Raw genomic sequence first — 20,965 nt, 5'->3', positions numbered from 1 at the left:
GTCACCTCCGGTAGATCTGCACCACGTCGCGGTGCATCTGCTTGATGGCGTTCCCGTCCGCCGGGCCCAGCGATTCCACATGGATGGTGGACCCGGCGGGGTCGCCCATGGGCTCGGTCAGGAAGACGAAGATGATGTCGTCGGGCGTGAAGCTCTTGGGGTCGAAGCCCGCCGCACCGCAATCGGCCACCACCACCGGCAGCACCCGGCGGTCGCGCAGAAGCCGCAGGTCGTTCTTCGGGGCGCCGTCGAAGTAGGTGTAGTCGGGCGTCGACAGCGCGGTGGTGTCCTTGAAGCACTGGGGCGCGCCGTCCTCGGTGGTGGTGCCGCCGCCGGCCGTCGTCTGCCCGGGCTGGACGATGGCGGTGTTCTCGATCTCGGCGCGATAGACTTCGAACCGCGTGGGCGAGGATGTGCCGTTGCGGAACTGACCGCGGTAGGGGTCCAGGAAGGACTCGCTGCCCCCGTGGTTGATGTTGACGTAATCGCTCCAGCCGCTGGAGAAGTTCCCGTCGCCGAACCGCTCGCAGGTGCCGTCGGCGATGCAGTTGTCCTGCGGCAGGGCGGCCGCCTCGGCCGGGTCCAGGTCCTGGCGGTCGCACTTGGTGCCGCCGCCCAGCGGATTGCCCTTGGGCTCGGTCGCCTGGGTGACGTTGCGGGCCGGAACATAGGCCGCCTGTTCGCGCCATGGTCCGTTTCCGTCCGACGCCTGCGGCAGCCACCAGTCGAACCGGGCGTTGAGGCCGGCACGCACCTGCTGAAGGTTGACGCCGGCCTTCATCGCCATGTCGCTGCCGCGCACGCAGGTGCCGGTGACCGATGCGATGTTCTGCCCCACCGCCTGGGCCCCGCAGTTGGTGGCGTCGTCGGCCGGGCACAGCAGGCCGAACTGACCGCCGATGTAACTGGCCGTGGAGCCGGTGGAGCCGGAACTGGGCTGCATGAAGCTCTTGATCATATTGCCCGGGTCCAGCGCGGTCGGGTCCGACGGCTTGCACATGACCAGGGGCGGAATGCCGCAGATGAGGGGGTCGTTCCCCGCCACCGCCGTCGCGCCCACCTGGTTGGTGCGGTCCGCCGCCTCGGTTGCCCCGGCCACCGCCGCGAACATGGCGGTGAACCCCACCGGCGCCAGACGCACCTCTATGAAGCGGGCCTCCGTCGGATCGGTGGTGACGTCGCTGGGGGAGATCGCGGTGTCGTCGTTGGCCGGCAGCGAGCGCAGGAAGCGCAGGCAGTTGGTGCCCGTCCCGTCGGCGCAGGTGGCGGTGGGCGCGGCGATCGTGCCCGGGGTATCGCCGAAGTCCTGCCGGTTGAGAACGGCGGCGACGGCGGCGGTCGCCCGGCTGATGGCGTCGGTCCGGCCGTCCAGTTCCTGCGCGCCGGCCAGGGCGGCGGCGTCGGCGGCGTTCTGCGCCTGGGTGTGCGTGGTGGACAGGCGGCCGACGTCCATGGCCAGCACGCCGACGCCGCCCAGCACGGTCAGCAGCACGGTGACGTAGATCAGCGCGGTCCCGCGCTCGTCCCGGAGTAGATCGATCAGACGCCGGCCCATGACGCGGTCCTCCTATCCCACGAGGGGCAGGCGCCAGGCCATGACCAGGCCGCCCGCCGCAATGGCAAGTCCGTAAGGCACACCCTCGCCGGCCGTCAGCAGGCGCGGCAGAGGCGCGCCGGTGGACCGCCCGCCGCCCAGGCGGGCCACCAGCCGCCGGACGCCCAGCACCACCAGCGCCACGACGCCGCCGGCCACAGCCATCGCCAGCAGGAACACCGGCGTCAGCGGCCCCAGCCACAGCGCGACGGCGGCGGCCAACTTCACGTCGCCGCCGCCCAGCCATCCCATGGCGAAGCAGGCCGCGCCGCCGCCGAAGACCAGCGCCGCCGCCCCCAGGTGCCAGGCCCAGTCCACGGGCTGCGGCGCCAGCAGGGCGGCGGGCACGAAGCTTGCGGCCAGCAGCACGGTCAGCAGGTTGGGAATGCGGTACTTCATGCCGTCCCAGATGGCGGCGACGATCAACGGCGCGGCGAAGATCGCCGGCAGCACCTGGGACAGGGTCAGGGTGGCGTTCATGCTGCGGTCCTCCCCGGCAATCGGTCAGGCCCCGCCGCCCGCAGGGGCGACGGTGCGCAGGTGGTCGAGGTTGAGCCGGGCGGCCTCGAAGTAGCTGGGGCTGGCCTCCAGGCTGCGCACCAGCAGGCTCTCGGCGTCGGCGTGGTCGCCCTTGAGCAGCGCCACGTAGCCCACGTTGTTGAGCACCGCCGGAAGCTCGGCCGGGGTGGCTCCGGCCACGGCATCGTCGTAGCGGCCCTGCCAGGCCAGCGCCAGGCGCAGGTTGACGCGCGGCATGTCCATGTCCCGCGCCAGGTGCGCGGCGCGGACCAGATGGCGCGCGGCGTCCTGGTGGCGGCCCTGGAGGATGAGCGAGAAGCCCAGGTTGTTGACCGGCCCGGCCTCCTCGGGCGCCAGCGCGATGGCCTTCTCGTAGGCGGCGACGGCGGAATCCCAGTTCTGCCGGCGGTCGTGAGCCGCGCCCAGGGCGTTCCAGGCGCGCCACAGGCCGTCGTCGGCGGCCACGGCGTCTTCCAGGGCCGGCAGGGCCTTCTCCGTCTGCCCCTCCTTCAGCCACGACAGGCCGACGCCCTGGTGCGCGCGGGCCGTCACGGACGGCGGCACCTCGGGCTGCCTCGCCAGGGCGGCGAAGGCGTCACGGGCCTTGGCGGTCTCTCCGGCGGCCAGCGCCACCTCGGCCAGGCCCAGGGCGGCGCGCGTGTTGCCGGGGTCGCGCGAGAGCACGATGCCGTAATGGGCCCGCGCGTCCTCCAGCCCGCCGGCGGCCAGGGCGGCATCGCCGCGCTCCAGCACCCGGTCGGCCGTGGCGACGGGCAGCGGCGCCCCCTGCCCTGTCGCCGACAGGTCCGGCGCGGCATCGCCGCCGCCGGTGGTGCCGGCGCAGGCGGACAGGCCGAGGACGGCGGCCACCGCCACGGCGGCCGCGCCCAGGCGGCGGCGGCGGGCAGGCTCAGCGGCTTGCGACTTGCTCATGGTGCTGGTCATGGTGGTCTTTCCCCTGCTTGAGTACGGCGGCGTCGAAGGCCGCCAGGTCGGCGCCCAGCACCAGCCGCACGTCCGCCGCCTGGTCGGGCGCGTGGACGACGGTCACGGCATCGGGCAGCAGCGAGGCCAGCGCGCGCGCCGCGCCGGCGTCGCCCGCGTCGCGCCAGAAGATGGCGGACGCGGCGATGGAAAAGGTGTCGGCGTTGGTCAGGCGACGGACCGGCACGCCCCGGTCGCCCAGCCAGGCGGCCGTGCGAGCGGCCATGCGGCGGATGCCGTTGCCGTTGGAAACCTCCACGGCGACGCCGTCGAACAGCCCCGCCTCCACCGGCATGGCGCGGGAGACGGGACCGGCATCGCGCGCGGCCGGCAGGACGGCATTCACCACGCGCCCGGCCTTTGGGCCCGCGACGGCGGCGGCCGCCGGTTTCACCCCTGGAACGGGCGCCGGGACCGAGGCGGCCACCGCCACCGGAGCCGGCGGCGCGGTCCGCATGGCCGGCGCGGTCTCCACCAGCCGCGAGCGCGGCGCCTCGGCGGGCGGCGGCATGGGCAGGGAGACGGCGCCGGCGCCGCTGCGCGTGGTGACAAGCTGCACCGTCGCGAAGTCGCGGCGGGTCAGGCGCGGCACCTGGTCGGCGGCCTCGGGCACCACGGCCACCTGCTCCTCCTCGGCCGCGCGGGCGGCGGAAACGGCTTCCACGGCGCCAAGGTTCGCCTGCGTCACGCCGTCCTCCGGCGCCAGGTCTGCGGCATGGCGCAGGTAGACGCGCGCCAGCTCGGGCTGGCCGCGCAGATGGCGGGACCAGCCCATGTTGTTGAGAGTCGCCGGGTCGTCGGGGGCCAGCGTCAGGGCTTCCATATAGGCCCGGTCGGCCAGGTCGAAGCGGCCCAGCCTGTCGTAGGCGGCGGCCAGACCGTTGTGGGCGCCGACATGGCGCGGGTCGCGCGCCGCAGCCGCCTGGAAGGCGTGAACGGCCGCGCCCCAGCGTCCGGCGGCGAAATGGGCCTTGCCGGTCTCGTAGAGTTGCGCGGCCGGGCCGGCCGGCGCGTCGATGGTGCTGACGGCGCGGGTCTCGAAGCCGCCGGCGGCGCAGGAGACCGCCAGAAGCGCGGCGGCGCAGACGGAGGACAGTCGCAGGGCTCGCATGGTCTCAGCCCTCCATGGTGGGAAACAGGGACCGCATGATGCGTATGGCGGCCGGCAGCATGAGCACCAGGACGAAGGCGGGCAGCAGGAACATGGCCATGGGCAGGATCATCTTGGCCGGCAGGCGCTGCGCCTTCTCCTCGGCGGCCATCATGCGGCGGTAGCGCATGTCGTCGGAGTAGACGCGCAACGTGTCACCGATGGAGGTGCCCAGCTCCTGCGACTGGATCAGCAGGGTGGAGAACGCCGTCACCTCCTCCACCCCCGTGCGGTCGGCCAGGTTGCGCAGGGCGTCCTCGCGGGCGCCGCCGGCGCGCAGTTCAAGGGCGCAGGCGCGCAGGTGCTCGGACAGGACCGGGTGGGCGAGCCGGATTTCCTCGGCGACGCGGTTGATGGCGGCGTCCAGGCCCATGCCGGCCTCGACGCACACCAGCATGAGGTCCAGTGCGTCGGGAAAGCCCGCGCGCACGGCCCAGGCGCGTTCACGCACCCGCAGGGCCACCACCGCCGAAGGAAGATAGAAGCCCAGGGCCAGCAGTCCGGCGCCCAGCATCAGGATCTCGCTCATCTCCATCTGGCGCGAGACTACCGGCAGGGCCACCACCAGCAGGCCCGGCAGCAGCACCGCCAGGGCGAGGCGCAGGCCGTAGTAGATGGTGATGGCGTTGGCCTGCGGGAAACCGGCGCGCAGCAGCGTCAGGCGGATGCGCTTGCGCTCCTCCACCTTCTGCGGCTCCAGCGTCTCGCCGTAGGGCTGGAGGAAGGCCTCCACCTTCTGGAAGGCCCCGTCCGGGCGCAGGCTGACGTCGTTGTCGGGGGCGGCGGCCGCGCCGCCCGTGCCCCGGCCGCCGCCGCGCTGGAACCGCCGGGCCGCGACGCCCGAGCGAAGGCCCGCGATGCCGTAGACGGCGAGCACCACGGCGGCGAAGACGAGCACCAGCACGCCCGCCTCGGGCGTCAGCAGGACGGTCGGGTCGGCAAGGGCCGCGGCGATGGCGTCCATGGCGTGTCTCCTCGTCTCGGGATCAGTAGCGGAAGTTGACCATGCGGAAGATCGTCACCACCCCGAGCGCCATGAGGACCCCGGCGATCATGAAGCCGGGCATGAACATCGGGTCGGCGGAGACCTCGGCGAAGTAGTCGGGGCTCAGCACGTTCACCAGGCCGAACACGGCGAAGGGCGCAGCGGTGATGCACCAGGCGGAAAACCGCGACTGGGCCGACAGCGCCTTGACCTTCAGGCCGAAGCGGGCGCGCTCGCGGATGACGCGCGCCAGGCTGCCCAGCACCTCGGTCAGGTTGCCGCCGGCGGTGCTCTGCAGGCGGATGGCGGTGACCATGAACGACAGTTCGTCCGACGGCACGCGGCGGACCATGCCGTCCAGCGCCTCGCGCAGGTCCAGGCCGTAGGTCATTTCGTCGACCACCAGGCCGAACTCGCTGCCGATGGGGTCGGACATCTGCTCGGACACCAGCTTCATGGCCGCCGTCGTCGGGTGGCCGGCGCGCAGCGAGCGCACAACCATGTCCACCGCGTCGGGAAGCTGCATGTTGAAGCGCTTCAGGCGGCGGCGGGCCTGGAGGTGCAGCGCGCCCGCCACCAGCCCGATGCCGGCCGCCGCGCCCACCGGCAGGGCGATCATCAGCCCGGCGCCGGCCAGCGCCATCAGCATCATGCCGACGACCACCGCCAGCAGCGCCATCATCAACACCAGCCGCACCGGCGAGGCGGCCACGCCCGAGCGCGCCGCAAGCCGGCCGAGCCATCCCAGCGGCCCGCCCTGCGCCGCCTGCCCAGGGGTTTCGCGGCGCAGGGTCTCCATGACCTCTTCCGAGGACTTGCCCGAGGCGCGCAGGCGCAGGCGGCGGTTCACCGCCTTGCGCGCCGTGCCGCCGCCGAACGCCATGTAGACGCCTTCCACCGCCAGCAGGACGGCCAGGAAAATACCGCCGTAGACCAGGATCATCATGTCGAGCATGGCGATGTCTCCTCCTGCTCCATCAGCCCAGCGGCATGTCCGGCGAGAAGGTGCGGGAATCCAGCTGGATGCCGCGCGCCTCCAGGTCGGGCAGGAAGGTGGGACGGATGCCTGTGGCCCAGAAATGGCCGTGAATGGTGCCGTCGGAGTCGGTGCTTTCGCGCTTGAAGCGGAAGATTTCCTGCATGGTGACGATCTCGCCCTCCATGCCGACGACCTCCGACAGGCTGACCATGCGGCGCTTGCCGTCGCTCATGCGCTCCACCTGCACGATGACGTCGATGGCCGAGGCCACCTGCTGACGGATGGTGCGCAGCGGCAGGTCGAAGCCCGCCATGCCCACCATCTGCTCGATGCGCGAGATGGCGTCGCGGCAGGTGTTGGCGTGCACCGTGGTCATGGACCCGTCGTGGCCGGTGTTCATGGCCTGGAGCATGTCGAAGGCCTCGCCGCCGCGGCACTCGCCGACGATGATGCGGTCGGGGCGCATGCGCAGGGCGTTCTTCAGCAATTCGCGCTGGGCGATTTCGCCCTTTCCCTCGATGTTGGGCGGGCGGGTTTCCATGCGGGCGACGTGCGGCTGCTGGAGTTGCAGCTCGGCGGCGTCCTCGATGGTGACGATGCGTTCGGTGCGGCCGATGAAACGGCTCATGGCGTTGAGCATGGTCGTCTTGCCCGAGCCCGTGCCGCCCGAGATGATGACGTTCAGCCGCCCCTCGACCACCGCCTTCAACAGCGCCGCCATGGGCGGCACCAGCGAGCCGATCTCGATCATCCGCTCCAGGTGGATCGGCGTGCGCGAGAACTTGCGGATGGACAAGAGCGGCCCGTCGACGGCGATGGGCGCGCAAACCGCGTTGACGCGCGACCCGTCGGCTAGGCGGGCGTCCACCAGCGGCGAGCTTTCGTCGATGCGCCGGCCGATGGCCGAGACGATCTTGTTGATGATGCGCAACAGGTGGCGGTCGTCCTTGAAGGTGACCGTCGTGCGCTCCAGCCGGCCGCGGCGCTCCACGTAGACGCTCTTGGAGGTGTTGACCAGAATGTCGGAGACGCTGGGGTCCTTCAGAAGCGGCTCGATGGGGCCCAGGCCCAGGATCTCGTCCAGGATGTCGTCGACCAGTTGGGCGCGTTCCTGCTGGTTGACCATGACGCGCTCGGCGTTGAGCTGGTCGCGCACCAGTTCGCCGATCTCGAGGCGGAACTGCTCGGGCTGCATCTTGTCGATGGCCGAGAGATTCATGACCTCCAGAAGCTTCTGATGCAGCCGCACCTTGAGGGCGATGTACTCCGCCGAGTCCGCGTCGACGCCCGGATCGGCGGCGGCGGCCTCGGGCGGCTCGACCGGCACCAGCCCGCCCGTCGCCGCCGGCATGGGGACCGAAGCATTGGCCGGCGGCTCGGGCGCCGGGGCGCGCCGTGCGAAGCGTCCGCCCCCGCGCGCCGCGGCCGGGACGCCGGCGGTGGCTGTGGCGGCGGACGGCGGTGTCTCCGCCGCCGGCCTGCGGTTACCGAAGCTGCCGAACATGGTGTGTCCTCCCCTGCGTGTCGTCTCGCCGCGCGCCTGCCGGTATTCAGCCGGCGGCCCCTGCGGTTTCCGTTCTGCGGGCCGCCGCCAGCACGGCCTTCACCACGTCCTCCACCGCCTTGCGGGCGGGACGCGCCTGACGGGCCTCGAACAGCGTCTCGCCGGCGTCGACGGCCGCGGAGACGGCCTTCCAGTCGCTTGGGATCAGGTGCGTCAGCGGGATGCCCAGCGTCTTCTCGGCGTTCTTGACCATCTCTCCGCGCCCGAACAGGCCCTTGGCGGAGCGGTTGACGACGCCGATCACCGGTGTCTCCGAAAGCCCCTCGGCGGCCAGCGTCTCAAGCTGCCGCGCCGCCTGATGGATGGCGGGAACGCTCATCTGCATGACCAGCAGCACCACGTCGGCCTGCTCCAGCGCGGTGCGGGTCCAGTCGGTCCAGGCGCTCGGCAGGTCGATGACCGTGCAGCCCCACAGGTCGCGGCAGGCGGCCGTCAGGCGCTCCACCGCCTCGGGCGTCACCTCGTCCAGCGGCACCACGTGGTCGGGCGCGCCCAGCAGGTCGAGCCCCGACCGATGATGCTGCACGGCGGCGCGCAGCATGTCGGCATCCAGCCGCCGGCCGGCGCGCAGCACCTCCACCGCCGAGGTCTCCACCGGCATGTCGAGGAACAGCCCGCAGGTGCCGAACTGCACGTCCAGGTCCACCAGGCCGACGGCGCGGGGCCGGTTGGCGAGGCGGGAGAAGGCGGCCGCCACATGCACGGCCATGGTGGTCGCCCCGCAGCCGCCGCCGGCCTTTAGCACCGCCACCGTCAAGCCGCCGCGCCGCGCCGGACGACGGTCGGCGGCCGGAGTCTCGGGGACGCCCGGCGGCACCGACGCGGTCCGTGCCCGGCGCGCCTGCGCCGCCTGGATGCCGGCCAGCAGGTCGGACCGTGTCACCGGCTGCGGCACCACGTCGGCGATGCCCAGGCGCATGAGGCGGCGCAGCCCGGCCAGGTCGGTGTCGGGCGCGGTCACCACCACGGGGACATCCGCCCAGGGGCCGGAGATCGTGCGGTCCAGCGCGTCGATCTCGGCATGGTCGGACAGGTCCAGGTCGACGATGATGACGTCGGCCGCGGCCGCGTCCTGCGCCACCGCGCCGGCGGTTTCGGCCAGGGGACCGACCCGCGTCGAGCAGCGCACAGTCCGGTCGGGGCCGAGCGCCGCCCGGACGGCATCCGCCGTCGCCTCGGACCGGCAAAGCGCGGACACGGAGAGGGACTTGCTGGACATCATGTGGGTCATGGACGGGTCTCCTGTCGCGGGGCGGCGCGGCGGTGCGGGGCCGGACGGACCGGCGGCTCACTCACTCCCGCCGCTGCCTTCGCTCTTACTCAAGGCGCCGGTGGTGGTGCTGGGGGCCGGCGGGCGGATCACGGTGCCGGTGGCGTAGCGTTCGGTGGCGAGCGCCTGACGCCGGCCCGATCCGGTCGGCTGGGCCCCCGGCCCGTAATCGGGCGCGGGGTTGATGATGTGCACCGCCATGTTGTGGCGCACGGCGGCACCGAAGTTGGGCGAGGTCTCTCCCGGCTCGGCGCAGGCGCCGAGGCTGGCGGCGGCGGCGAGGCCGAGGAAGACGGCGGGGATGCGAATGCGGGCGGTCATGGCCGGTGTCTCCCTCGGGCTCATTTCAGGATGTGGCCGTAGGGGCCGCTGATGCCGCCGCCGGGCCGGGCGCCGAGCGCGCGGGCCTCGGCGGTTGCGGGCGCGACGGCGGCCTCGCCCTCCACCTTGCCCAGCAGGAACAGCTCGGCCGTGGTCGGCGGGGTGAAGAAGTCCGTCGGCGCCACCAGCGCGCCCGGCGGGGCCGGCTGGACCAGGTGCGGCGTGATGATGATGACCAGTTCGGTCTCGTTCTGCTGGAACTCGGTGGAGCGGAACAGCGCGCCCAGCACGGGCAGGTCGCCGATGCCCGGGATCTGGCTGATGTTGTCCGAGAAGTTGCTCTGCAGCAGGCCGGCGATGGCGAAGCTTTGGCCGTCGCGCAACTCCACCGTGGTGGTGGTGCGGCGGGTGGACAGGCCCGGGATGGTGAAGCCCGACACCGTGACCGACGTGTTGGGGTCGATCTGGCTGACCTCGGGGCTGACAACCAGGTTGATCAGGTCGCCGTCCAGCACGGTCGGCGTGAAGCCCAGGCTGACGCCGAACTGCTTGAACTCGACGGTGATGGTGGTGCCGTCGTCGTCGCTGTCCTGGGCTACGGGAATGGGAAACTCGCCGCCCGCCAGGAAGGTGGCGGTGTCGCCCGACAGCGCGATCAGGTTGGGCTCGGCCAGCACCTTGACCGCACCCTTTTCCTCCAGCGCGTTCAGGGCGGTCTGCAGGAACCAGCGGCCGTCCAGAACGCCCAGGCCGGCGGTCAGGAAGGACTGCGGGTCCAGGATGTTGCTGACCAGCGCGGCGGGGCTGGCGGCGATGTCCACGGGCGAGAAGTTGGAGCCCGCGCCCGCCGCCGCCGTGATGCCGCCCAGGCCGAGCTGGCGAGCGGTGGAGCGGCGCATCTCGGCCACCTTGACCGACAGCATCACCTGCTGGCTGCCGTTCAGCGACAGCAGGTTGGTGACGGCCTCCGGCGCGTACCGTTCGGCCACCGAAAGCACGCGCTCCAGCTGGCGCGGGCTGGAGACGCTGCCCGACAGCACGATGCCGCCGTTGATGCCGCGCACCTCCACCGGCTCGCCGGGGACGATCTCGTGCAGGCGGGCCTTCAGGCCGTCGACGTCGTAGGTGACGGTCAGGTCCACCACGGCGATCAGGCGGTTGCCGGGGCCGTAGATGGTCAGGTTGGTGGAGCCCAGCTTCTTGCCGAGCACGTAGATGCTACGGTCGGTCAGCGGCATCACGTCGGCGATTTCGGGGTTGCCGACCAGGATGTCGGTGAAGCGGCGGTCGACGCGCAGCACCTGCGACTTGTCCACGGGCACCACCATGTCGCCGGCCATGCCGTCTTCGGTGGGCACCAGCAGGGGCGTCGGCGCCGCGGGCGCGGACTGGGCCCGGGCCGCATCCGGCAGCACCGGCACGACCAGGACGGCGGCCGCGAGGGCCAGGGCAAAGGCGGGCCACACGGCAAACGGCCTGCGGCGCGCGGAGAGGGTACGGACGGGGCGCATGTCCATGCCTCCTTGCGGGCGTTGATGACGAAGCGGATCAGGTACCGGACAACTGCACGACCTGATCGGAGCCGCGCGGAACCAGCACCGGCGGCGGCTCCGCCGGGGCGCGCTCGGGCGCGGGTTCGGGTATCAGGCGCGGCGCCGGAGCCGGAGCGGGCGCGACGGCGGCCGGCGGCGCGGCGCGGCCTCGGGGCTCGCTGGAAACCTTCTGCTCGCTGCTTTCCAGGCCACGCACGACGCGAACCGTGGGGCGGCCGTCGCCGGCCGGGGCAGCGCGCACGACCGGCGCGGGCGCCGAAGCGGCCTCGGGTTCTGCCTTGGGCGGCTCGGGCACGCCAAGGTCGGTCAGGGTCACCTGACGGGCGGCGGCGGCATCGACGTTGAGCACGTTGCGCAGCGCCAGGCTGAGCTGCCCGACCGTCTGGCCGAGGGTCAGCTTCTGGGCCTGCACGGGCGTGACCTCCAGCGTGACCGCGCGGGCGACGACGGGGTCGTCGTTCTTCTCGCTGGCCTGCTGGTCGACGCCCAGAACCTTCACGTTCTGCAACAGGATGTCGGTGACGCCCTGGTCGCGGTCGGGGGTGCGGGTCAGGATGACGTCCACCCGGTCGCCCGGCAGGACGAAGCCTGCGACGCCGTTGACGTCGTTGACGCGGATGGTCACCGCGCGCATGTCGTCGGCAATGATCGACGACAGCGTGGCGCGGCCGCCGAAGCCCGAAACCTTGCTCGCCAGCACGGGCTCGCCGGGCTCGATGCCGCGCAGGACCACGCGGCTTTCACCGTCCGGACCGCCCAGCAGGGCCTCGATGGAGGTGAACGCGCCGTCCGGCAGGGTCTCCGCCGGCCAGCGGACGACTCGCAGATTTTCTTCGGCCAGCGTGTTGCCGAAGTGCAGGGGCACGCGGGCGACGACGACGCCGGTCAGCTCGACCGCCGGCTCGGACGGCCCGGCCACCCGTGTGTTGCCCTCGACCCACTGCCGCGCCAGGAAGACCGAACCGGTCCCCAGGGCCACGGCCAGGCCGAGAACGAGGATTGAACGCATACGCATGATCGCCTCCCCCGTGCCGGAGACGGAGCCGGGCCTTCAGGCGGCCCGGCCCCGGTTCTTCGCATTCGGTGCGACACCGGCTCAGAAGTTGCCGTTGAAGGTGTTCCAGTAGCCCAGGACCTTGGTCCCGACGGTGCTGATCACCGTGATGACGGCCGCCGCGATGAGGGCGAGCAGGATGGTGTATTCCACCAGGGCCAGGCCCTCGTCGTCCTTCATGAGCGAACGGCTGAGCGCAACAATCTTCGACATGTCTTCATCTCCTCGGCTGAACGGAGCAGTTGGATTTCGTCCGAGACAGTCGAGGCCACGCGAACATTTGGCGAGACGCCTCGACGACACGCAAAGGGTCGCAGGCGTCATGCCCCTGTCGCAATCTATCGGCGGGAGAGGAGGTCCGATATTTTGAGCGAAGCAGACTCGCGGAAGGCGTACTCTCACCCGTTGTTCCCGCGGCGCCCGATGACGTCGCGTCCCCAACGCATCCGACCGGGGTGAGACCCGGCAAGACACCAACTTCCGGCAGTTCCCGGTCAATAATGCCGCCCTCAGGTTGCCTGAGCGATGGCTTTCGGGGTGCGGTCGCGCGACCGAGGTCGGAGAGACGGGACAGGTCGAAGGACTCGTTCTACCACCCGCTGCTGCTGCGAGCCCCGGCTGATTCAGCCACGACGTGCGCGCCGCGGCTACGCCGAACGGTGAAAGAGACGGAAAATATTCGTTCAGGCGAGAAAGAAAAAGACCGCCCCCCGGAAAACCAAAAGCCCCACGCGCCCCGGCATCATTGCGGGAGCGGCGGGGCCAGGCGCCGGGGCGGGCGGCAGAGCGCCGGCGTCAGAGCTGGTCGATGATCTTGCTGGCGGTGATGACGGCCTGGGTGCGGCTGGTCACGCCCAGCTTGCGCAGGATGGCGGAGACGTGCGCCTTGACCGTGCTTTCGGCGATGTCCAGCTCGTAGGCGATGATCTTGTTGGACTTGCCCGCCACGAGCATTTCCAGCACGCGGCGCTGCTGGTTGGTCAGGGCGCCCAATTGCTCCACCAGCGCCTGTTCCTCGGGGGTGAGCGCGCGGCCATCCTCCATCTGGCGTTCCAGGTCGGGCGGCAGATAAATGTCGCCGTCCAGAACGCGCCTCAGCGCGTCGGCCATGTCGGCCTTGGACAGCGATTTCGGCAGGAAGCCCGACGCACCGAAGGTGAGCACCTGGCTGGCCGTCTGCGCCGTTTCGGTGGCGGAGACGACGACGATCGGCACCATGGGCACCTCGTTGCGCAGGGCGATCAGGCCGTTGAAGCCGTTCATGCCCGGCATGTTCAGGTCCAGCAGAATCAGTTCCAGGGCGTCGTCCTCGCGCGCGGCCGCCATGGCCTCGTCGAAATTCTGCGCCTGTCGGGTGTCGTGCTCGGCGAAGGTTTCCGTCACCACCTGGAAAAGAGCGTCGCGGAACAGCGGGTGATCGTCGGCGATGAGGATGGAGCCGGCCTCGTCCGCAAGGACGGCAGGCGGCGTGTCGGTGGCGTTTTCCTTGGACATCAGCAGATCCCGGGGCATGCCCGTCCTTCTCCCTGTCGTCGATATTTCTTTTTACTTATATGGTTCGAGACCCCTTGAAAGAACGATACCCCCGCTCCGACGCCGGGGTCGAGTAGCACTTTGGAGGCATACACCAGACAGAAAAATGGGCGGCCCGCAAGGAGCCGCCCGAGTCGTCCAGGTGAGGTGTTACATCGTCGTCACGTCAGGGGCCGGGTCGATCAGGTGCGGCCGGCGTCCTTGGGCAGCTTGAAGACCCAAACCATGCCGCCCTGGTTGAGGTACTTGACCGACTTGGCGACCTCGCCGCCCCACAGCGGCACAGCACCACCCCAGCCGGAGACGACGGCCATGTACTGCTCGCCGTCCTCTTCCCAGGTGACGGGGCTGGACACGACGCCAGAGCCGGTCTGGAACTTCCACAGTTCCTCGCCGCTTTCGGCGTCGAAGGCCTTGATGAAGCCTTCCGGCGTGCCGAAGAACACCAGATCGCCGGCCGTGGAGAGCACGCCGCCCCAGACGGGGGCCGGGTTCTTGTACTCCCACTTGATCTCGCCGGTGGTCGGGTCGATGGCGCGCAGGGCGCCGATGTAGTCCTCGTACAGCGGCTTGATGGTGAAGCCGGCACCCAGGTAGGCCGCGCCCTTCTTGTAGGTGACGGGCTCGTTCCAGATGTCCATGCACCATTCGTTGGCGGGCACGTAGAACAGCTTGCTCTTGGGGCTGTAGCCCATGGGCATCCAGTTCTTGCCGCCCAGGAACGACGGGCAGGAGTACACCGATTTGCCCTTGGTCCCGTCGGCCTCGGCGGGGTTGCCCGGCCGGCCTTCGGGGATGACGATGGGCTTGTTGGTCTCCAGGTCCCAGCCCTCGGCCCAGGTGATCTTGGTCACGAAGGGCGTGACGGACAGGGGCTTGCCGGTCTCGCGGTCGGCGACGAAGAAGAAGCCGTTGCGGTCGGCCTTGGCGCCGGCCTTGATGACCTCGCCGTCCTTTTCCATGTCGAAGGCGACGAACTCGTTGACCCCGTCGAAGTCCCAGCCGTCGTGCGGCGTGGTCTGCAGGTGCCACTTGATCTCGCCGGTATCCGGGTCGAGCGCCAGGGTGGACGAACTGTACAGGTTGTCACCCGGACGGAGGTGGCTGTTCCAGGGTGCGGGGTTGCCGGTGCCGTAGTAGATGAGGTTCGTCTCGGGATCGTAGGTGCCGCCGTTCCAGGTCGCACCGCCGCCCCACTTCCACATGTCGCCTTCCCACGAGGCGTTCAGCGTGCCGGTCATGGTGCTTTCCTCGCCGTTGAGGGTGCCCATGTGGCCCTCGATGACGGGACGCGACCAGACCAGTTCGCCGGTTTCGGTGTCGCGCGCCTCCACCTTGCCGACGACGCCGAATTCGCCGCCCGACACGCCGGTGATGATCTTGCCGTTGACGATCATGGGCGCGGCGGTGGCGGAGTAGCCCGCCTTGTAGTCGCCCATGGTCTTGCGCCACACCGTCTTGCCGGTCTTGGCGTCCAGCGCCACCAGCTTGGCGTCCAGCGTCGCGAAATACACCTTGTCGCCGTAGAGCGCCGCGCCGCGGTTGACGACGTCACAGCAGGGCATAATGCCGTCGGGCAGGCGGGCCTCGTACTCCCACAGCTCCTCGCCGGTCTTGGTGTCGATGGCATAGAGGCGCGAGTAGGACCCCGTGACGTACATCACGCCGTCCTTGATGAGCGGCTGGCTTTCCTGGCCGCGCTGCTTCTCTCCGCCGAAGGAGAACGCCCAGATGGGGGTCAGTTGCCCGATGGTGTCGCGGTTGATCTTGTCCAGCGGGCTGTAGCGCTGGCCCTGCGGGCCGAGGCCGTAGGAGACGACGTCGTCCGTGGTCTGCTGGTCGTTGAGGATGTCCTCGTCCGTCACGCCCGCCGCCTGCGCCGGGGCCGTCATCAGGGCCAGCGCCAGGGACACGCCGGCCCCCGCCATCGCCCAGTTGCGAATGGAATGCTTCACCGCTTCCTCCCTTGTTCCGATGATCCCGCCCGCGCCCCTTTGGGCACAACGGTAGCGTTCTCCAGGAAAGCTGAAGAGAAAATCCCTTCGTTTTTCAGTGGAGTTCCCGGGTGCTATCCAGGGTATGTTGATTATTTTCTTTGGCGGGCCTTTCACCCGCAATGGTCAAAAAGTACTATCCTTGTGCGCCCCGAAGGCGCGATAGACGAAAGCGCGCGCGTCGGCGTCGGCCTCGTCTTCCGCCATCGCCGCCATGGCGGCATGGTGCGGAGACAGATCGCACGCCGGGTCCATGGCCGCCGCGTCGCCGGCGATCGCCAGCGCCTGGCAGCGGCAGCCGCCCCAGTCGAATTCCTTGCGCTCGCAGGAGCGGCAGTCCTTGGGCATCCAGGCGTCGCCGCGATAGGCCTCGAAGGCCTGGCCGGTGTCCCAGATGTCCCGCAGCGGCCTGTCGCGGACCGTATCGAAGACAAGGCCCGGAATGGTCTCGGCGGCGTGGCAGGGCAGCACCTTGCCCGTCGGCGTGACGTTGAGGAACCGCCGCGCCCAGCCGCCCATGCAGGCCTTGGGCCGGCGGGCATGATAGTCGGGGATGACGTAGTCGATGACCATCCGGCCGGTATAGCGCGCCTGCCGCTCGCGCACCGTCGCCGTCATTTCCGCCAGTTGCGCCCTGGACGGCATGAGGGCGGCCCGGTTCATCAGCCCCCAGCCGTAGTACTGGACGTTGGCGACCTCGGCCCGCTCGCACCCCATCTCCAGCGCCATGTCGATCATCGCCCCCACGCGCGGGGCGTTGTGGCGGTGGATGACCAGGTTGGCGGTCAGGGCCAGCCCGGCATCCTTCACCAGCCCGGCCGCCGCCCGCTTCTTCCCCAGCGCGCCGTGATAGCCGCCGACGATGTTCGCCCCCTCGTCCTCGGAATCCTGGAAGGCGAGCTGCACATGCTCCAGCCCCGCGCGTGCAAGGTCCGACACCATGGCCGCATCCAGCAGCACGCCAGAGGTGATGAGGTTGGTGTACAGCCCCTCCTCCACCGCATAGCGCACCAAGTCGACGATATCCCGCCGCGCGGTCGGCTCGCCGCCGGAGAAATGCACCTGCATCACCCCCATGGCCGCGGCCTGGGACAGCACCCCGCGCCATTCGGCGGTAGACAATTCACATTCCGGCCGCTCCAGCGCCACGGGGTTGGAGCAGTAGGCACACCGCATGGGGCAGCGGTGCGTCAGTTCCGCCAGCATGGCGACGGGCAGGTCGATCGGCGGCGCGGTGTTCGCGCGGGGCTTGGGGTGCAGGTTGGTCATGCGCGGACGAACCCCTTGTCGGCCAGCGCCTGGAGAAGCTCGCGGACGTCGCCCGCGATGTCGTCCTCCGGCGCGTTGAACTCTTTCGCCAGCAGGCCCACGACGGCGGCGACGGAGCGCTCCCCGTCGCAGCGCTGGAGGATTTCCACCGCGATCTCGTCGGGCACAAGCATCCGCTCCGGCCCCAGCACCACCCAGCGGTCGCGGACCGTGTCGTGCTTGAGCGTGACGTGCGGGGCGAGGCGCGGGACGGACTCCGCCGTAATCAGCGTGCGGGTCACCAACATTCAGCCCTCCTGCGGGACGAAGGCCCCCGGCGGGATCATGCCCGGCGCCACATAGGCCGCGTAGAGGGCATCAAGCTGCGCCCACAGGACATTGCACTTGAACGTCAGCGCGTTCAGCACCGCGTTCTGCTGCTCCACGGTCTTCGCGTTGTCGAGCACGTAGCGCAGCGCGAAGTCCACGTCGCGCGGGGCCTGGTCCAGCCGCTTGCGGAAGTAGGCCATCACCCGGTCTTCCACGAAATCGTAGTGCTCCAGCATCCCGGAAATGCGCTCGGCGTGGATCTTGGGCGCGAACAGTTCCGTCAGGCACGAGGAGATGGCGACAAGGCCGGGATTGTCCCAGACGAAGCGCACGTATGCTTCCACGGCGAATCGCGTCGCCGGCAGGGCGCCCTGCTGGCTGATGACGTACTCGCGGTCCAGCCCCAGGTGATCGGTCAGGATCAGCCAGCGCTCGATGCCGCCCTGGTCGGCGTCGCGGCCGTCGTGGTCGAGCACGCGCTGAAGCCAGATGCGGCGCAGCTCCCGATCCTCCAGCCGCGCCATGACGGCGTGGTCCTTGCGCGGGATGGCCGCCTGGTAGCAGTAGCGGTTGAGCGCCCACGCCTGCACCTGGGGCTTGGACAGCTTGCCGCCGTGCAGCAGCTTATGGAAGGGGTGCAGGTTGTGGTAGCGCTCCGCCCCGATGGCGTGCAGCGCGGCCTCCAGTTCCGACGGGCTCATGGGCGCGGCGTCGGCGACGGGCGGGCGAACGAACTGGAAGGTCATAAGGCAATCTCCATCCCGTCGAAGGCCACGTCCCAGCCGGCCTCTTCCACCGCGCGGCGTTCGGCGGTGTCGGCGACCAGGACGGGATTGGTGTTGTTGATGTGGATGTAGACCTTGCGGCCGACATTCAGCTTTGCGAAGGCGGCGAGCGAGCCGTCGGGGCCGCTCATGGCCATGTGGCCCATGCGCCCGGCGGTCTTGGTGCCGACCTTGTGGGCGGCCATCTCGTCGTCGGTGTAGGTGGTGCCGTCGAACAGCACCAGCGCCGCGCCGTCCAGCCGGGCCGCCAGATCGGGCGGCAGCGCGGCGCAGCCGGGAATGTAATAGAAGTGCGCGCCTTCCTCGCCGCCGGGCAGGACCTCGGTCACCTTCACGCCGACCGTATCCTCGGGCACGGAGCCGAAGCCGGGCTTGGTGGGGTCTTCCAGCCACAGGGCGATCTTGCCGGGCACGGGGAACAGCTCCACCGTGAAGCCCAGGCCCTCCCCGCGCGCGTCGGTGAGCGGCTCGGGCGCCTCCACGGCCAGGGGGCGGCGGTCGACGATGTCACGGTTGAGCACGTTGAAGATGGCGTTGGCACCCAGGATGCCGTGCACCCGGTTGGTGGCGTAGAGCGGGAACGGATGCCCCTCGCGCAGGGTCAGCAGGCCCGCCACATGGTCCACGTCGGCATTGGTCACCACCACCGCCGAGATGGGGCTGTGGCGGGTGTCGCTGACCGGGTGCAGCGTCGGGCGATCCAGAAGCTGGCGGCCCAGGTCCGGCGAGGCATTGATGAGGGTCCAGCGCAGGCCGTCGGCGGAGACCGCGATGGACGACTGGGTGCGGACGGGGGCCGCCGGATCACCGGCGCGGGCGCGGCGGCACTGGGCGCAGCCGCAATTCCATTGAGGGAAACCACCACCGGCTCCCGCGCCGAGGACTAGGATGCGAAGCAAGGCGTGCTCCTGTGGTCATCGTTCATCGAAGGAGGCGGGAGCCGGCGGGGCTGGTCGGTACCGCCGGCGCTCAGTCCTCGGCGCAGGCGTAGCTGTTGATTTCCAGGCCGACCATGATCTCGACGAACTTCGGCTTCTTCCAGGTCTTCATCGCGTCGTCCTTTCCAGGTTTCCAGGTGTCTTTACGTGACAAGAAAACTGTATGGCCGGCGCCCCCCGCCAACAATGCGACTTTGGACTAGTTGGCGTGACCGGATGATGGGGCAGCTTCAGGAGGGTTCCGCGGAGTGTTGCCCAAGTCGTCTGACAGCGGATGTGGATTCCTGCTTTCGCAGGAATGACGACGTTGTTTAAGCGACTGTTTTCCATAATGAAATCCGTCACCCCTGCGAAAGCAGGGGTCCACGCGTGCCGCCAACCGCCCCGCCCCCTCAATTGGACGCCGGGGGCAGGCTGTCGCGGGCAAGCTCCGGGTACAGCGTCAGCACGCTACGCGTCAGTTCGTCGCGCACGAGGTCCATGTCGGCGAATTCGGGCGGGATGGGCATACGGATGACCTCGGTGATCTCGCGCCCGCCGGCGGCCGCCTCGCGAAGGGCGCCGTTCAGCCATTGCAGATAGGCGCGGGTCTGCTCGATGGGGCCGGCATCGCGGGTGACGGGGCCGTGGCCCGGCACCAGCACCTTGAAGTCCAGCGCCTGGAGCGTGTCCAGCGACTCCAGCCACACCGCGATGTCGGCGTGCGGGAAAGTCGGCGCGCGGTCGTGGAAGACCAGGTCGGAGGCGAACAGAACGCCCGTCGTCTCGTCCATCACCACAAGATCGCTCTCGGTATGGCCCGACAGTTCCAGCAGGCGCAGGGTATGCCCGCCGACCTTTATCACCTGCCCGTCCTCCAGCGTTTCCGACGGCACGACGGTTTCCGTCCCGCGCATCCAGTCGCCGCTGAGGCGGTAGAGGTTTTCCGTCACCATGGTCCCCTCTTCGGCGATGCCGGCGCGGGTCGCGGCGGTGGCACCCACCGGTACGTCCTCGAAGGCCTGTCCGCCCAGGAAGTGGTCGGGGTGCAGGTGGGTGACGATGACGCGCAGCACCGGCTTGTCGGTCACCCGCGCGATGGCGGCGCGCAGTTCCTCGCCATAGCGCTTGGACGGGCCGTTGTCGATCACCACCACGCCCTCGTTGGTGACGATGAAGGCGGTGTTGACGATGTTGCCGCCGTTCTCGCGGGTGAAGTATTCCCGCGTGCCTTCCAGTACGTAGGTTCCGGGCGCGACCTCCTGCGGCGTCAAGTCGTAGGACAGGTCGGCCGCCTTGGCGGAAATGGCCAGCGCAAGCGCCACGGCGGACAGGATCAGGGCGCGGCGGATCATCGCATGGCCTCCTGCAGGGGCGGCGGCGGCATGGTCTGGCTGGGGGCCGGGATGGATGCCGACACCTCGTTGGCGTCGCTGTCGACGCCGGAGACCGCGTAGGCGGTGCCGGGGGCCGTGACACCGTCCGGCGCGATCTCCAGCGTCAACACGGGATTGGTGCTCATGGCCGACCACGCCTGGATGCGCGCGACCTCTTCGCCGGCCGCATTGGTGATGGTCAGGCGGTCGAGGAAGAATTCGGGGATGTTGTCCACCAGCCCCGTGTCCATGGGGTGATGGATCATCAGCCGCAGCCGGTCGGCGCCGTCCACCGTGCGCCAGGCGCGGGCGCGGACCTCGCCCAGGTGGTCCTCCCAGTTGCCGCCGTCGGCCACCAGACGGGGTGCGGCGCAGCCGCCGCCGGGGGCCTGGACCACCGTGCCGCCCAGGTGCCAGACGCCGTCGCCGGTCTTCACCGCCGCCCGGATGGCCGTGCCCTCGTTCACCTTCATGCGCAGGGCGATGAAGGGGCGGGCCTTGATGGGCTCCAGCATCACCGCGCGGGGGATGGGGTTCAGGTCGCCCAGCACCAGGATCTGCTTGACGTCGGGAATGCCGTCGGCGCGGACAGAGACGGGGACCATGCGGCCGTCCTCCACCTTCTCCGGCGCGAAGACCTGCACGCGGTCGTCGAACACCACCGGCTCGCCGTTCAGAAGCTGTTCGTGGACGTAGTCCCAGACCACGGAGTCCAGCGGGTCCGTCACGTCGGACGCGCCGGCGGGAGATACGGCGAGGCAGACCGCCAGGGCGAGGCTTGCAAGGGAGGATAGGCGCATGGGTCGGTC

21 protein-coding genes are annotated in these 20,965 nt (G+C 70.1%); all 21 read right to left on the bottom strand.

Features of this window, described 5'->3' with window-relative positions; all coding sequences use genetic code 11:
• Position 1: 1 nt before the first annotated feature.
• Positions 2-1,555, bottom strand: a complete 1,554-nt coding sequence (locus C882_RS15255) for a pilus assembly protein TadG-related protein (protein ID WP_009541537.1) — start codon at positions 1,553-1,555, stop codon at positions 2-4.
• Between the two features lie 12 nt (positions 1,556-1,567).
• Positions 1,568-2,074, bottom strand: coding sequence for an A24 family peptidase (locus C882_RS15250; RefSeq protein ID WP_009541536.1), 507 nt, complete (start codon positions 2,072-2,074; stop codon positions 1,568-1,570).
• A 24-nt stretch (positions 2,075-2,098) separates the two neighbouring features.
• A complete protein-coding gene (locus C882_RS15245) occupies positions 2,099-3,058 on the bottom strand; it encodes a tetratricopeptide repeat protein (protein ID WP_009541535.1) in 960 nt (319 codons plus the stop codon).
• Positions 3,024-4,208 (bottom strand): LytR C-terminal domain-containing protein, encoded by a 1,185-nt coding sequence (locus tag C882_RS25060; protein WP_009541534.1) that lies wholly within the window; start codon positions 4,206-4,208, stop codon positions 3,024-3,026. The genes C882_RS15245 and C882_RS25060 overlap by 35 nt, the downstream gene beginning before the upstream one ends.
• A 4-nt stretch (positions 4,209-4,212) precedes the next feature.
• Positions 4,213-5,211: a type II secretion system F family protein gene (locus tag C882_RS15235; RefSeq protein ID WP_009541533.1), complete on the bottom strand. Its 999-nt coding sequence runs from the start codon at positions 5,209-5,211 to the stop codon at positions 4,213-4,215.
• 22 nt (positions 5,212-5,233) lie between these two features.
• Positions 5,234-6,187 (bottom strand): type II secretion system F family protein, encoded by a 954-nt coding sequence (locus C882_RS15230; protein WP_009541532.1) that lies wholly within the window; start codon positions 6,185-6,187, stop codon positions 5,234-5,236.
• A gap of 22 nt (positions 6,188-6,209) precedes the next feature.
• Positions 6,210-7,715 (bottom strand): CpaF family protein, encoded by a 1,506-nt coding sequence (locus tag C882_RS15225; protein WP_009541531.1) that lies wholly within the window; start codon positions 7,713-7,715, stop codon positions 6,210-6,212.
• 46 nt (positions 7,716-7,761) lie between these two features.
• Positions 7,762-9,006 (bottom strand): AAA family ATPase, encoded by a 1,245-nt coding sequence (locus C882_RS15220; protein WP_009541530.1) that lies wholly within the window; start codon positions 9,004-9,006, stop codon positions 7,762-7,764.
• Between the two features lie 57 nt (positions 9,007-9,063).
• Positions 9,064-9,366 carry a hypothetical protein gene (locus C882_RS15215; RefSeq protein ID WP_009541529.1) on the bottom strand — a complete coding sequence of 101 codons (303 nt, stop codon included), beginning with the start codon at positions 9,364-9,366 and terminating at the stop codon, positions 9,064-9,066.
• 20 nt (positions 9,367-9,386) lie between these two features.
• Positions 9,387-10,877: a type II and III secretion system protein family protein gene (locus C882_RS15210; protein WP_009541528.1), complete on the bottom strand. Its 1,491-nt coding sequence runs from the start codon at positions 10,875-10,877 to the stop codon at positions 9,387-9,389.
• Between the two features lie 37 nt (positions 10,878-10,914).
• Positions 10,915-11,934 carry a Flp pilus assembly protein CpaB gene (cpaB, locus tag C882_RS15205; RefSeq protein ID WP_009541527.1) on the bottom strand — a complete coding sequence of 340 codons (1,020 nt, stop codon included), beginning with the start codon at positions 11,932-11,934 and terminating at the stop codon, positions 10,915-10,917.
• A gap of 81 nt (positions 11,935-12,015) precedes the next feature.
• On the bottom strand, positions 12,016-12,186 hold the full coding sequence (locus tag C882_RS15200; protein ID WP_009541526.1) for a Flp family type IVb pilin: 171 nt from the start codon (positions 12,184-12,186) through the stop codon (positions 12,016-12,018).
• 582 nt (positions 12,187-12,768) lie between these two features.
• On the bottom strand, positions 12,769-13,485 hold the full coding sequence (locus tag C882_RS15195; protein WP_009541525.1) for a response regulator: 717 nt from the start codon (positions 13,483-13,485) through the stop codon (positions 12,769-12,771).
• Between the two features lie 203 nt (positions 13,486-13,688).
• The gene (locus C882_RS15190) at positions 13,689-15,434 is read right to left on the bottom strand and encodes a PQQ-dependent methanol/ethanol family dehydrogenase (RefSeq protein WP_043645915.1); all 1,746 of its coding nucleotides are present in this window, start codon (positions 15,432-15,434) and stop codon (positions 13,689-13,691) included.
• Between the two features lie 192 nt (positions 15,435-15,626).
• Positions 15,627-16,769, bottom strand: coding sequence for a pyrroloquinoline quinone biosynthesis protein PqqE (gene pqqE / locus C882_RS15185; protein ID WP_009541523.1), 1,143 nt, complete (start codon positions 16,767-16,769; stop codon positions 15,627-15,629).
• On the bottom strand, positions 16,766-17,056 hold the full coding sequence (gene pqqD, locus C882_RS15180) for a pyrroloquinoline quinone biosynthesis peptide chaperone PqqD (protein ID WP_009541522.1): 291 nt from the start codon (positions 17,054-17,056) through the stop codon (positions 16,766-16,768). Before pqqD ends, pqqE begins: the two co-directional genes overlap by 4 nt.
• Positions 17,057-17,824 carry a pyrroloquinoline-quinone synthase PqqC gene (gene pqqC / locus C882_RS15175; RefSeq protein WP_009541521.1) on the bottom strand — a complete coding sequence of 256 codons (768 nt, stop codon included), beginning with the start codon at positions 17,822-17,824 and terminating at the stop codon, positions 17,057-17,059. It abuts the gene before it with no gap.
• Entirely contained in the window at positions 17,821-18,762 is a 942-nt protein-coding gene (pqqB, locus tag C882_RS15170; RefSeq protein WP_009541520.1) for a pyrroloquinoline quinone biosynthesis protein PqqB, read from the bottom strand. Before pqqB ends, pqqC begins: the two co-directional genes overlap by 4 nt.
• 70 nt (positions 18,763-18,832) lie before the next feature.
• Complete coding sequence (gene pqqA, locus C882_RS15165) at positions 18,833-18,955, bottom strand: pyrroloquinoline quinone precursor peptide PqqA (RefSeq protein ID WP_009541519.1); 123 nt, start codon at positions 18,953-18,955, stop codon at positions 18,833-18,835.
• Between the two features lie 238 nt (positions 18,956-19,193).
• Positions 19,194-20,135: a quinoprotein relay system zinc metallohydrolase 1 gene (locus C882_RS15160; RefSeq protein WP_009541518.1), complete on the bottom strand. Its 942-nt coding sequence runs from the start codon at positions 20,133-20,135 to the stop codon at positions 19,194-19,196.
• Positions 20,132-20,956, bottom strand: coding sequence for a quinoprotein dehydrogenase-associated SoxYZ-like carrier (locus tag C882_RS15155; protein WP_009541517.1), 825 nt, complete (start codon positions 20,954-20,956; stop codon positions 20,132-20,134). The genes C882_RS15160 and C882_RS15155 overlap by 4 nt, the downstream gene beginning before the upstream one ends.
• Positions 20,957-20,965: the final 9 nt, after the last annotated feature.

The organism is Caenispirillum salinarum AK4, from assembly GCF_000315795.1.
In the GTDB taxonomy this organism is placed as follows: domain Bacteria; phylum Pseudomonadota; class Alphaproteobacteria; order Rhodospirillales; family Rhodospirillaceae; genus Caenispirillum; species Caenispirillum salinarum.
Note: the sequence above shows the minus strand (reverse complement) of the source record. Positions and strands in the feature narration are given on the sequence as shown.